This is a genomic window from Clostridium sp. YIM B02506 (assembly GCF_022324845.1).
GTDB lineage: Bacteria > Bacillota > Clostridia > Clostridiales > Clostridiaceae > Clostridium_T > Clostridium_T intestinale.
In genome coordinates, this window is record NZ_JAKGTG010000036.1 from 33,751 (window position 1) to 47,423 (window position 13,673).

Consider the following 13,673-nt stretch of genomic DNA (forward strand, 5'->3'; position numbering starts at 1 on the left):
TTTTTTCCTACTTTCCTACACAGAATTCTGAGAAGATCTTATTCACTAAATCTTCTTCAATCTCTGAACCAGTAATCTCACCAAGAGCCTTTAATCCAGAGGTTACATATATAGATATTAAATCCAAAAACTCATTTTTCCTTACACTCATTAAAGCTAATTCACAATTTTCTTTTGCTCTATATAAAGCTTCTTTATGCCTTGTATTGGATATAATAATACTTTCACTTTGTAATTTTCCACCAAAAAATAACTCTTTAATCTTATCTTTAAAAGCTTCTATGCCTTCATCATTCCTAATAGATACTTCCAAAATATTTTCTAAATCTATAAGACTATCTCTATTTATCTTATAATCTAAATCCACCTTATTTAAAAGTACTATATGTTTTTTATCTTTAATATAGTTAACTATCTCTCTATCTTGTTCTTCAAAATCCCTACTAATATCCAGCATTAATACCACTAAATCTGCCTCATCTATTTTTTCTTTAGATTTTTCAACACCTATTTTCTCTACAATGTCTTCTGTTTCTCTAATACCAGCAGTATCAACAATTTTAACTGGAATTCCATCTAAATTTATATATTCTTCTATTACATCACGAGTTGTTCCAGGAATATCCGTTACTATAGCCCTTTTTTCTTGAAGTAAATAGTTAAGCAAAGAAGATTTTCCAACATTAGGTTTTCCTATTATAACCATGTTTAAACCTTCCCTTAATATTTTACCTTCCTCAGCATTTACAATTAATTTATTAATTTTGTCTATAGACTCTACCAAATTTTCTTCTACTCTTATTGGAATAGTCTCATCTGGTTCTTCTTCATCTTCCGTAAAATCAACATCATACTCTATTAACGCCAAAGCATTAAGAAGATGTTCTTTTAATTTATTTATTTCCTGGGAAAGTAATCCCTGACTTTGAGCTAAAGCAGATTTCATAGACAAGTCTGTTTTTGCTCTTATTATATCAATAACAGCCTCTGCTTGACTTAAGTCTATTCTTCCATTTAAAAATGCCCTTTTAGTAAACTCACCTGGTTCTGCAAGTCTAGCACCAAATCTTATAACCGAATCTAAAACTTTATTTGTTGAAACAACTCCACCATGACAATTTATCTCAACTATATCTTCTGAAGTAAAACTCTTAGGACCTTTCATAAAGCTTACTATTACTTCGTCTATAATATCTCCATCATTTACTATATATCCATATCTCATAGTATAAGATTTCATATCTAAAATACTTTTATTATTTTTAGCCTTGAATATTTTATCAACAATATCCAATGAATTACTTCCAGAAATTCTTATTATAGATATGCCTCCTTCTCCAACTGGAGTAGCAATGGCAGCTATAGTATCAAACTCTTTCATTATTAACTAGGCCTCCTTAAAAAATTTATACCTAATATATCCCTACTACAAAATATTTTACATAATAGATTTATCTTAGTCAAAATTTATTGAATATATAAAAGAAAGCCCAAACAGGCTTTCTAATCTCTTTTAAAATCAATAACTATTTTTCTGAAAGGCTCTTCTCCCTCACTGTAAGTGTATACGGATTTATCATTTTGTAATGCCGCATGTATTATCCTTCTTTCGTAAGGATTCATAGGTTCTAATTTAATAGCCTTTTTAAATTTTCGTACTTTAAATGCAGTTTTTCCAGCTAATCGTTTAAGAGTTTCTTCTCTCTTAGCTCTATAGTTTTCAGTATCAAGTACTACCCTTTTATAAGGATTTTCATGTCCTTTATTAACTACAAGAGAAATAAGATATTGCAAAGAATCTAAGGTTTCCCCCCTATAACCGATAATTAATCCCATATTAGGACCAATTAGATTAATATTTAGAGTATCATCTTCTTCCTTCATTCTTATTTCAGCCTTAATTTCCATAGAATTTAAAACATTTCTCAAAAAACTTTTTGCTTCAACTATATAATCTCTTTTAACTTTAACTTTTATTCTGGCAGGTTTTGCACCAAAAATGTTTAAAAATCCTTTATTTCCTTCGTCTAGGATTTCGATTTCAACTTTATCTTTAGTAACATTCAGTTCCTTTAAGGCAGAATCTACTGCCTCATCTACAGTTCTTCCATTAACTTCTATTAACTTCATATTAAATTCACCTACCCTGCAGTTATATAAAATAAATATCTATGAAATTTGAGCTTGCTTTTCTTTTCTTTTCTTAGGTAAAGTAACTATAACATATGTTTGGATTATTTGTATTACGCTACCCATTATCCAATATAAAACTAGTAATGATCTAAAATTAATCGCTGATACCCCTATCATAACAGACATAGCTATATTCATAGAACCCATATTTGGAGTTCCTGGTGCCTGAGCTGCAGATGCAGAATTTGCTTTTGTAGAATACACCGTTGATAAGTATGTTAAAGCAGCTGCTAAAACTGGTAATATAAAAGACGGATCTTTTTTAGATAAATCTGCTATCCATAAAAATGACTGTCCTTCTACTGCAGTAATTTTCATAAATGCACCATATAAAGCAAATAATATAGGCATCTGAATTATCATTGGAAGACATCCACCCGTCATACTAACATTATTTTCTTTATACAACTTTACTGTTTCTTGTTGTAATTTTTCAGGATTATTTTTATACTTAGTTTGTATCTTTTTTAATTCAGGTTGAATCTCTTGCATCTTAGCTGTTGACTTCATAGACTTTATATTTAGTGGTAATATCAATAATCTTATTATTAATGTAAGAAGTAATACTGATAAAACATAAGATACACCTATATCTGTTATTCCTATATTTGAAATAAAACCTTGTAACTTTTCTACAACCGTATATAAAAATTCAGCTATACCATTAAACAAAATAAATACCTCCTAGTAATTTACTTAACTGGATCATAACCACCCTTGTGGAAAGGATGACATCTTAAAATTCTTTTTATAGCCATAAAACTTCCTTTTATAGCTCCATATTTTTCAATTGCATCAATTGCATATTGAGAGCAAGTTGGTATGTATATACAATTGGACCTCATCATAGGAGAAATGAACCTTTTATAAAACTTTATCAGAATTATTAAAATCCTTTTCATTATATATCATCCCTGACCTTTTAAATAAATTAAGCATAGCTTTTTCTATATCCCAATAGCTTTTATCTTTAATAGCATTTCTAGCAATAAAAACTAAATCGTGTCCTTCTTTCAAGTTATTACAATTCAATCTATAACACTCACTAATTAACCTTTTAACTCTACTCCTAACTACACTCTTTCCAACTTTTTTGCTTACTGATATCCCAATCCTATTAAATTTATCATTATTGTCTCTATTTCTTCTATTATAAAATATATATAAAACTAAAGTATCATTAGAAAAAGACTTTCCTCTTCTATATACATTTCTAAACTCAAGATTTTTTCTTAGTTTTTGTATACTCATTTATCAAGTCTCCCTTTTATTTCTGCATTTGCAGAAAAAGGCCACAAAAGCGGCCCTTATGCTGTTAATCTTTTTCTTCCTTTTAGTCTTCTTCTCTTAAGCACGTTTCTTCCAGATAAAGTGCTCATTCTCTTTCTAAATCCATGTTCTCTTTTTCTTTGTTTCTTTTTAGGTTGGTATGTCATGAACATGTAGCTACACCCCCTTCAAATTATATTTTATATAGTAAAACTATATTATTGCTCATTTTGAGTTTTACCTTTTAATTATATATTTCCTTAATAGTCATGTCAAGAAAACTTAATATGTTAATAAAATACTTAACAAAGATAAAAATTGTGGATAAATTATTGAACCCCTTTGTTTATTTATGTTATTATTAATAATATGTTGTGAATAAATTAATTTCACACCAAACTTATCCACAGCTGTGGATATTTATGTGTATAACTTGTTCAACTTTTGGCAGTTCTCATCATCACCTTATATATTTTTATCTTATTTCAAGATATTATTCATTGTTTATAGTGTTGATTTTATTTTTTCCACAATTGTTGATAACATAACTTTTTATATACACTTTAAAACATATCAACAAATTTATTAACATGTGAATATTTTTTTATACATAGTCAATCATTATAGGATGTGTACATATTTTCTGTTAGTAAGTTGTTTATATTTATAGATTTTTTTATTTATACATACTTTTTTTGAAATTTTTATAATTAGGTAACTGGAGGATATACGATGGATACCCAACTAAATCAACTATGGGAAAAAACATTAAACATAATAAAAAGTGAAATGTCTGAAGTTAGTTTTAATACTTGGATAAAAAGTTGCGAACCTTTATCTATATCTTCTGATAGCATAAAACTAGGCGTTCCTAACGAATTTACTAAGGACATATTGGAACAACGATACAAGGATTTGGTAGCTAATGCAATAAAACTTATTTCATCTAAGAAATATAATATAGAGTTTTTAATTGAATCCGATACTAGTGAATTACATTCAGAAGATACTACGTTGAGACATAATAAAAAAAACAGTGCTGTTGTAGTAAATGATTTAATGCTAGCAACCTTAAATCCTAAATATACTTTTGACTCATTCGTTATAGGTAATTCCAACAGATTTGCCCATGCTGCATCACTTGCTGTTGCTGAATCACCTGCTAAAGCTTATAATCCTTTATTTATATATGGGGGAGTTGGTCTAGGAAAAACTCACTTAATGCATGCTATAGGGCACTATATTCTTCAAAATAACTCAAAATCTAAAGTTGTTTATGTATCATCTGAAAAATTTACTAATGAACTTATTAATGCAATTAAAGATGATAAAAATGAAGAATTTCGAAATAAATATAGAAATATAGATGTGCTTCTTATTGATGATATTCAATTTATAGCTGGTAAAGAGAGAACTCAAGAGGAATTTTTCCATACATTTAATGCTCTTCATGAAGCCAGTAAACAAATAATTCTATCATCTGATAGACCACCTAAAGAAATCCCTACTTTAGAAGACAGATTAAGAAGTAGATTCGAATGGGGGCTTATCGCTGATATTCAAGCACCTGATTTTGAAACTAGAATGGCGATATTAAAGAAGAAAGCAGATGTAGAAAATTTAAATGTTGCTAACGAAGTAATGGTCTATATAGCTACAAAAATTAAATCTAACATTAGAGAGTTAGAAGGCGCCCTTATTAGAATAGTTGCGTATTCATCTCTTACCGGTAGAGATATTACAGTAGATCTAGCTACAGAGGCCTTAAAAGATATCATATCAAATAAACAAAGTAAAAATATAACCATTGAAACAATACAAGATGTTGTTTCATCATATTATAACTTAAGAGTAGAGGACTTAAAATCTCAAAGAAGAACTAGAAACATAGCATACCCAAGACAAATAGCTATGTATTTAAGTAGAAAACTTACAGATTTATCTTTGCCTAAAATAGGAGAAGAATTTGGTGGAAGAGATCACACTACCGTTATTCATGCGTATGAGAAAATATCAGGTGGTTTAAAAAATGATGAATCCACACAAAATACAATAAATGATTTAACAAAGAAGCTTACTCAAAAATAATTAACAATGTACATAACTAAAGTTAATATTCTGTTGATAAAATTTTAATTAACATTTTGCTTTTAATAATGTGGATAGTTTATAGTAAATACGCTCAACTTATCCACAGTATTTTTTTGTTAACTTTTTTGTATTTATCAGGCCTAGAGGTACTTATGAACAAATCCACAGCCCCTACTACTATTGTTACTATATTTTATTATTAATTTTATCTATATTTAGAGCGATTTTGCTGTGAATAATTAGGGAGGTTTTATATTGAAATTCATATGTGAAAAAACAAAATTACAAGAAGCTATATCAATAGCGCAAAAAGCTATAACTGGAAAATCTACTATGCCTATTCTAGAAGGTATTTATATAAAGGCAGATTCAGAAGGATTAACATTAATTGGATCTGACATAGACATATCAATAGAAACAAAAATAAATGCTGAAGTACTACAAAAAGGAACAATAGTTGTAGATGCTAAATTATTTGGAGAAATTATAAGAAAACTACCAAATGACAAAATTGTAATAGAACAACTACAAATTGGCGAAGATAATACTATACAAATAACTTGTAAAAAATCTGTCTTTAATTTACTTTATATGAACAGCGATGAATTTCCATCTTTACCAAACATAAACGAAACTAAAATATTTTCAATTCCTCAAAACTTATTAAAAAATATGATTAAAGGTACATCTTTTGCTATAGCTCAAGATGAAGCAAGACCTATACTTCAAGGAATTCTTTTTGAAGTAAACAATTCATATTTAAATTTAGTTGCATTAGATGGCTATAGATTAGCTATAAGAAAAGAAATCATAGATTCAGAAAATACAATAAGTTCTGTTATTCCAGGAAAAACATTAAATGAAGTTGCAAAAATATTAGAAGATACAGATAAAGACGTAGATATAACATTTACTACTAATCACATATTATTTAATTTAGGTGAAACTAAAGTTATATCAAGATTATTAGAGGGAGAATTTATAAAATACAGCTCTTTACTTCCTCAAGAATATAAAGGATTGGTAACTGCAAATAAACAAGAACTTCAAAATGGAATAGAAAGAGCTTCTCTTATGGCAAAAGAAGGAAACACTAATCTTATAAAATTTGAATTAAAAGAAGACACTTTAATCATAACATCCAATTCTCAATTGGGAAAAGTAAGAGAAGAAGTTTCGGTGAATTTGCAAGGAGATGAAATGCAAATTGCATTTAACTCTAGATATTTATTAGATGTGCTGAAAGTTATGGATGAAGAGGAAGTTATTTTGGAGTTAACATCTAGTGTAAGTCCTTGTGTTATTAGAAATAAAAATATAGAAGATAGTAAATATCTAGTTTTACCTGTAAGATTAGCTAGATAATTTAAGGGAGGAGCAAATTTACAGATGCATAAATATACTAAAATTAATAATTATGCATCTGTAATGAGGAGTTATGTATGAATGAAATTAGTATAAATACAGAATTTATAAAGTTAGATTCATTTTTAAAATGGGTAGGAGCAGTTTCATTAGGATCTGAGGCTAAAATGATAATTCAAGATGGTGAAGTTTTAGTTAATGGAGAAGTATGTACCCAAAGAGGAAGAAAATTAAGAAGTGGAGATATAATTTCTATAGAGAATGAAAGTTTTAAAATTGTTTAAAATTTTCATGTAAAGCCACAAAAGATATTATGTGTTATAATTAAGTTGGGTGTTTTTATGTATATAAAAAAATTAATGTTATTAAATTATAGGAATTATAGGAAGCTGGATATAGAACTTGGTCCAGCTGTAAATGTGTTTATAGGAAATAATGCTCAAGGAAAAACTAATATACTAGAATCAATTTATTATTGTGGTTTTGCAAGATCTCATAGAAATTCAAAAGATAGGGAACTTGTTAATTGGAATGAAAATAATGCTTATGTTAGTGTGAGTGTAAGTAAGGATAGACTAGATAAAAAAATAGATATTAATATTTTGAAAGATGGAAAAAAATCTATTCGGGTTAATTCTATAAAAATAACTAAAATAGGGGAACTAATTGGAGTTTTCAATGTAGTTATGTTTTCTCCAGAAGACTTAAAAATAGTTAAAGAATCTCCAGGGATAAGACGAAGATTTATAGATATGGAGTTGTGCCAACTAAGTAATAGGTATTATTATAATCTGGTTCAATATAATAAGGTTTTAAATGAAAGAAATTTAGTTTTAAAAAATAGAAAAATAGATGAATTTATTCTAGATGTTTATGATGAACAATTATCAAATTTTGCAGAACAAATAATAAAAGATCGTATTAATTATATAAATAATTTGAATAATCATGGGAAAGCAATTCATAAAGACATTACTTCTGGAAAAGAAGATATTGAATTTAAATATGTCTCTAGTGTAAAAGATTTAGGAAATATAAAAATATCCATGAAAGAAGGGCTTTTAAAAAACAGACCAAAGGATATCGAAAGAAGAATTACTAGTATTGGACCACATAGAGATGATTTTATAATACTTATAAATAATATTGATGCTAAGAGTTATGGATCGCAGGGACAACAAAGAACGGCAGTTTTAACCATAAAATTCGCTTCGTTGAACATCATAAAAGATATCACGAAAGAATATCCTGTACTTCTTTTAGATGATGTATTATCAGAATTAGATTTTACTAGAAAAGCATATATTTTAAATTCTATTCACGGAATACAAACCTTAATAACCTGTACAGGAATAGAAGATATATCTAAATATATAAAAGAAAGTGCAAAAGTTTTTAACGTTAAGGATGGTAGTGTTAAAGTTTAAAGGAGGAATATTTGTGTTTTTACACTTGGGAGAAAATGTTGTAGTTCCTATAAAAGATGTTATAGGAATATTTGATTTACAAAATACTATGTATAGTTCAGATACTAGTCAGTTTTTAAGGCTAGCTGAGGAGGATGGATTCGTACAAAGAATATCAAAAGAAAAACCAAAATCTTTTGTTATTGCTGAAGTTAATAAAAAAAGTAAAATATATCTTTCGCCGATATCCTCATCTACTTTAACAAAAAGAACAGACATAGATTACAATACATAAGTTGTTCCAATGTTTAACTTAATATAGATAAAAAATAAAATTATAGTTTAGGAGGAGTTAATGTTGGAGGAAAATAAGCAAAAATATGACGACAGCCAGATTCAGGTTCTTGAAGGACTTGAGGCAGTAAGAAAAAGACCAGGAATGTATATAGGAAGCACTAGTTCTAGAGGTCTTCATCATTTGGTTTATGAAATAGTTGATAATAGTATAGATGAGGCCTTAGCAGGTTATTGTAAAAATATAGATGTTTATATACATGAAGATAATTCAATAACTGTAATAGATGATGGTAGAGGCATGCCGGTAGGGATAAATGATAAGCTAGGAAAAGCTACTGTTGAAGTTATAATGACAGTCCTACATGCTGGAGGAAAATTCGGCGGTGGAGGATATAAAGTATCCGGTGGATTACATGGGGTAGGAGCATCAGTTGTTAATGCTCTCTCAGAAGCTTGCGAAGTCATAGTAACAAGGGATGGATATATATGGAAACAAAGCTATTCTAAAGGTAATGTATTAACACCATTAATTAAACTAGAAGAATCAGAACCAGAAGCTCATGGCACTAAAACTCATTTTAAGCCTGATGAAGAAATTTTTGAAGAAACAGTTTTTGATTTTGAGATTTTATCGAAAAGGTTAAGAGAGTTAGCTTTTTTAAATAAAGGAATAAACATAAGACTTGTAGATGAAAGAGATGAAAATGAGGAATTATATTACTACGAAGGTGGAATTAAATCTTTTGTTAGTTATTTAAATAGAAACAAAGAAGTTCTTCATAAGGAGCCTATATATGTTGAAGGATTAAAAGATGGTGTAGCTGTTGAAGTAGCACTTCAATACCATGATGGTTATAATGAAAACATATTTTCTTTTGCAAATAACATAGATACTATAGAGGGGGGAACCCATCTAGTAGGATTTAAAACTGCATTAACAAGAGCTGTTAACGACTATGGAAAAAAATTCGGGCATTTAAAGGATGCTGACAAAAATTTATCTGGAGATGATATTAGAGAAGGGCTAACTGCGGTTGTATCAGTAAAAATATCAGATCCACAATTTGAAGGTCAAACAAAAACTAAGTTGGGAAATTCAGAGGTTAGAGGAATAGTAGACGGAGTAGTAGGAGAAACGGTTTCTTTATTCTTAGAAGAAAATCCTAATATAGGTAAAATAATAATAGATAAAGCTTTAGTTGCAGCTAGAGCTAGAGAAGCTGCTAGGAAAGCTAGAGAATTAACAAGAAAATCAGTATTGGAAAGAAGTTCTTTACCAGGTAAACTTGCAGATTGTTCATCTAAAGATCCTCTAGAATGTGAAATTTATATAGTTGAGGGTGATTCTGCGGGGGGATCGGCTAAACAAGGTAGAAATAGACGATTCCAAGCTATATTACCACTTAGAGGAAAAATATTAAACGTTGAGAAACAAAGATTAGATAGAATTCTTAATGCTGATTCGATTAGAAGTATGATTACTGCATTTGGTGCTGGAATAGGAACCGATTTTGATGTAGAAAAAATAAGGTATAACAGAATAATAATAATGACAGATGCAGATGTAGATGGAGCTCATATAAGAACACTATTATTGACGTTCTTCTATAGATATATGAGAGAGCTTATAGACGGAGGGCATGTATATATAGCGCAACCACCACTATATAAAGTTACTAGAAATAAAAAAGAGTGGTATGCATATACTGATGCTGAATTAGAAGTAGTCTTAAAAGAAATAGGCGGAAAAGATAATAATACCAACATACAAAGATATAAGGGACTTGGAGAAATGAATGCAAGTCAACTTTGGGAAACTACAATGGATCCTGATAAAAGAACATTATTAAAAGCTACCGTTGATGATGCAATGGCAGCAGATGAAATATTCACTATTTTAATGGGAGACAAAGTAGAACCTAGAAGAGAGTTCATAACTAATAATGCAAAAAAAGTAGTTAATCTAGATATATAGTTAAAAATTGAGGTGAAACCTATGAGTTTAAATGAGGGAAAAGTAGTACCCGTTGACATAAGAAATGAAATGAAAAAGTGTTATATTGATTATGCTATGAGTGTAATTGTAGGTCGTGCACTTCCTGATGTTAGAGATGGATTAAAACCAGTGCATAGAAGAATTTTATTTTCTATGCATGAATTGGGGATAAGACCAGATAAGGGATACAGAAAATGCGCAAGAATAGTTGGAGAAGTTTTAGGTAAATATCATCCACATGGAGATTCATCTGTATATGATGCTTTAGTTAGAATGGCACAAGATTTCTCTATGAGGTATATGTTAGTTGATGGACATGGAAATTTTGGTTCTGTAGACGGTGACTCAGCAGCAGCAATGAGATATACAGAAGCAAAAATGAACAAAATTTCATCAGAAATATTAAGAGACATTAATAAAAATACCGTAGACTTTATAGATAATTTCGATGGAGAAGAGCAAGAGCCAGTAGTATTACCATCAAGATTTCCTAATCTTTTAGTTAATGGGTCATCTGGTATTGCAGTTGGAATGGCAACTAATATACCTCCACATAATTTAGGTGAGATTATAGATGGAACAATAATGCTAATAGATAATTCAGAGGTTACTGTTCTTGATTTAATGTCTAAAATTAAAGGACCAGATTTTCCAACAGCGGCAACTATAATGGGAAAAAATGGAATAAGAGAAGCTTATGAAACTGGAAAAGGTAAAGTTATAGTTAGAGCAAAAGCTGATATAGAAGAGGAAAACGGAAGACATAGAATAGTTGTTACCGAAATACCGTACCAAGTAAATAAAGCTAAATTAATAGAAAATATAGCAGATTTAGTTAAAGACAAAAAAATAAATGGAATATATGATTTAAGAGATGAGTCAGATAGAGACGGTATGAGAATAGTAATTGAACTAAAAAGAGATGCAAATCCTAGTGTAGTTCTTAATTTATTATATAAACATACTAAAATGCAGGATACTTTTGGAGTAATAATGCTAGCATTAGTTGATAATGAGCCAAAGGTACTTAATTTAAAAGAAATACTAGTTCATTATATAAACTTCCAAAAGCAAGTAATAACTAGAAGAACAGAATTTGAACTAAGTAAAGCTGAAGAAAGAGCTCATATCTTAGAAGGATTAAAGATAGCATTAGATAATATTGATGAAGTTATAAGCATTATAAGAGGATCTAAAAACTCGGAAATAGCTAGAAACACTCTTATTGAAAGATTTGCATTAAGTGAAAAACAATCTCAAGCTATACTAGATATGAGACTTGCAAGATTAACAGGACTAGAAAGAGATAAAATAGAAGATGAATATAACGAGCTTATGGTACTAATAAATAGATTAAAAGATATATTAGGATCAGAAGTCAAACTTCTAGAAGTTATAAAAGAAGAACTTCTAGAAATAAAGAGTAGATATGTCGATGAAAGAAGAACTCAAATAGAGAAACAAGAAAATGAAATTGATCTTGAAGACTTAATACAAGAAGAGGATATCGTTATTACATTAACTCATAGTGGATATGTAAAAAGAATTGCAGCTGATACTTATTCTGCTCAAAAAAGAGGGGGAAAAGGCATACAGGCAATGACTACTAAAGAGGATGATTTTGTTGATCATGTTGTAGTAACATCAACTCACTCAGATGTATTATTCTTTACTAATAGAGGTAGAGTATATAAAGTTAGAGCATATGAGATACCTGATGCAGGAAGATCAGCAAAAGGAACTAATCTTGTTAATATAATTCCAATAGAACAAGATGAAAGAGTTGAAACTGTACTTTCTATAAAGGATCCTAATTTAGAGGGATACTTATTTATGGCTACAAAAAATGGAATAGTCAAAAAGACACCTTTAAGTGAATTTAAGAATCTAAGAAAGAATGGATTAATAGCTCTTAATTTGAGAGATGAAGATGAACTTCTTAAAGTTAAGTTAACATTTGGAGATGCTAAGATAATTATTGTTACTCAAGACGGATATGCTATAAAATTCAGTGAAAAAGATGTAAGACCAATGGGTAGAACAGCATCTGGGGTAAAGGCAATATCCTTAAGAAAGAATGACATTGCAGTTTGTATGGATATAGCAACAGATGATGAAGAATTATTAGTTATAAGTGAAAATGGTTTTGGTAAAAGAACACCTTTAACAGAGTATAAAACTCAAAATAGAGGTGGAGTAGGACTTATAACTTATAAAGTTGCAGAGAAGACTGGTAAATTAGTAGGAGCGTCTGTATGCAAAAAAGATGATGAAATGATGCTTATAAACACATCAGGAGTAGCTATAAGAATTAATGTAGCTGATATATCAATAACTAGCAGATCTGCAATGGGAGTAACTCTTATGAGAACATTAGGAGAGGAAAAAGTTGTTGCAGTTGCAAAAATATCTTCAGCAGATAGCAGTGAAAAGAATGAAATTCTACAGGAAGTAGTAGTAGAAAGTATAGATACAGTTAAAACTGAGGATGATACTTCTATAGAGAAACTATTAGAAAGATCAGAAGAAGAAAAATAAACAAAAAATAATAAAAAGTCATTACAAATTATAAAATTGTAGTGGCTTTTTATTATTATAAATTAGCAAATCAAATAGGAAAATATATAATACATTCAAATATTATAAATAAAAATAAAACATATTTATTTATAAAAAGTATAAAAAATAAGTTAAATAAAGGAGTATATAAATAATAAATATAGAAGAAAATATAGTGTATTTAAATTTAAATAGCAATTTAGTATAGAAACATGTCCTAGTGTATCAATAATAAGAAAATAAAGAAATTAAAAGGAATTATTAGATAAATAAGATTAATTTAATATAACTAGGAATATTGAGAAATATTATGTAGCGTATAGGTGTTAAGATAAAACACGTCGCAAGAATAACAAAACATTTCAGATAAGAAATTAATCAACAAAAACTGATTAAAAAGAAATGAAAAAACTTGTTGACAGAGAAAAGTGTATATGATAAGATAACACTTGTCGCTGAGAGAGATTAGCGAAAAAGAAAAAATGGTCTTTGAAAAT

The 13,673-nt window shown here is 28.9% G+C and carries 13 protein-coding genes; 7 read left to right on the forward strand and 6 right to left on the reverse strand.

The features are described 5' to 3' along the window. Positions 1-7: 7 nt before the first annotated feature. The 6 genes from mnmE to rpmH form a co-directional block, all read right to left on the reverse strand. Positions 8-1,381 carry a tRNA uridine-5-carboxymethylaminomethyl(34) synthesis GTPase MnmE gene (gene mnmE, locus L1S49_RS20000; RefSeq protein ID WP_073021286.1) on the reverse strand — a complete coding sequence of 458 codons (1,374 nt, stop codon included), beginning with the start codon at positions 1,379-1,381 and terminating at the stop codon, positions 8-10. 122 nt (positions 1,382-1,503) lie between these two features. After that, a complete protein-coding gene (gene jag, locus L1S49_RS20005) occupies positions 1,504-2,130 on the reverse strand; it encodes an RNA-binding cell elongation regulator Jag/EloR (RefSeq protein ID WP_021804001.1) in 627 nt (208 codons plus the stop codon). A 39-nt stretch (positions 2,131-2,169) separates the two neighbouring features. Beyond that, the gene (yidC, locus tag L1S49_RS20010) at positions 2,170-2,865 is read right to left on the reverse strand and encodes a membrane protein insertase YidC (protein ID WP_238907117.1); all 696 of its coding nucleotides are present in this window, start codon (positions 2,863-2,865) and stop codon (positions 2,170-2,172) included. Between the two features lie 20 nt (positions 2,866-2,885). After that, positions 2,886-3,098, reverse strand: coding sequence for a membrane protein insertion efficiency factor YidD (gene yidD, locus L1S49_RS20015; RefSeq protein ID WP_175550921.1), 213 nt, complete (start codon positions 3,096-3,098; stop codon positions 2,886-2,888). Beyond that, on the reverse strand, positions 3,058-3,444 hold the full coding sequence (rnpA, locus tag L1S49_RS20020; RefSeq protein WP_073021296.1) for a ribonuclease P protein component: 387 nt from the start codon (positions 3,442-3,444) through the stop codon (positions 3,058-3,060). The genes yidD and rnpA overlap by 41 nt, the downstream gene beginning before the upstream one ends. A gap of 56 nt (positions 3,445-3,500) precedes the next feature. After that, entirely contained in the window at positions 3,501-3,635 is a 135-nt protein-coding gene (gene rpmH / locus L1S49_RS20025; protein WP_021803997.1) for a 50S ribosomal protein L34, read from the reverse strand. 559 nt (positions 3,636-4,194) lie between these two features. On the opposite strand from rpmH, the gene dnaA reads away from it, so the two are divergent. The 7 genes from dnaA (at position 4,195) to gyrA (ending at position 13,155) form a co-directional block, all read left to right on the forward strand. After that, positions 4,195-5,550, forward strand: coding sequence for a chromosomal replication initiator protein DnaA (gene dnaA, locus L1S49_RS20030; RefSeq protein WP_073021299.1), 1,356 nt, complete (start codon positions 4,195-4,197; stop codon positions 5,548-5,550). 258 nt (positions 5,551-5,808) lie between these two features. Continuing rightward, entirely contained in the window at positions 5,809-6,918 is a 1,110-nt protein-coding gene (gene dnaN, locus L1S49_RS20035; RefSeq protein ID WP_073021301.1) for a DNA polymerase III subunit beta, read from the forward strand. Positions 6,919-6,995: 77 nt separating this feature from the next. Next, entirely contained in the window at positions 6,996-7,202 is a 207-nt protein-coding gene (gene yaaA, locus L1S49_RS20040; RefSeq protein ID WP_073021303.1) for a S4 domain-containing protein YaaA, read from the forward strand. 57 nt (positions 7,203-7,259) lie between these two features. Then, positions 7,260-8,345, forward strand: coding sequence for a DNA replication/repair protein RecF (recF, locus tag L1S49_RS20045; protein ID WP_238907118.1), 1,086 nt, complete (start codon positions 7,260-7,262; stop codon positions 8,343-8,345). Between the two features lie 13 nt (positions 8,346-8,358). Then, on the forward strand, positions 8,359-8,619 hold the full coding sequence (locus L1S49_RS20050) for an extracellular matrix/biofilm biosynthesis regulator RemA family protein (RefSeq protein ID WP_021803992.1): 261 nt from the start codon (positions 8,359-8,361) through the stop codon (positions 8,617-8,619). A 60-nt stretch (positions 8,620-8,679) separates the two neighbouring features. Beyond that, complete coding sequence (gene gyrB, locus L1S49_RS20055; RefSeq protein WP_175550919.1) at positions 8,680-10,596, forward strand: DNA topoisomerase (ATP-hydrolyzing) subunit B; 1,917 nt, start codon at positions 8,680-8,682, stop codon at positions 10,594-10,596. A gap of 21 nt (positions 10,597-10,617) precedes the next feature. Continuing rightward, positions 10,618-13,155: a DNA gyrase subunit A gene (gyrA, locus tag L1S49_RS20060; protein ID WP_238907119.1), complete on the forward strand. Its 2,538-nt coding sequence runs from the start codon at positions 10,618-10,620 to the stop codon at positions 13,153-13,155. Positions 13,156-13,673 lie beyond the last annotated feature (518 nt).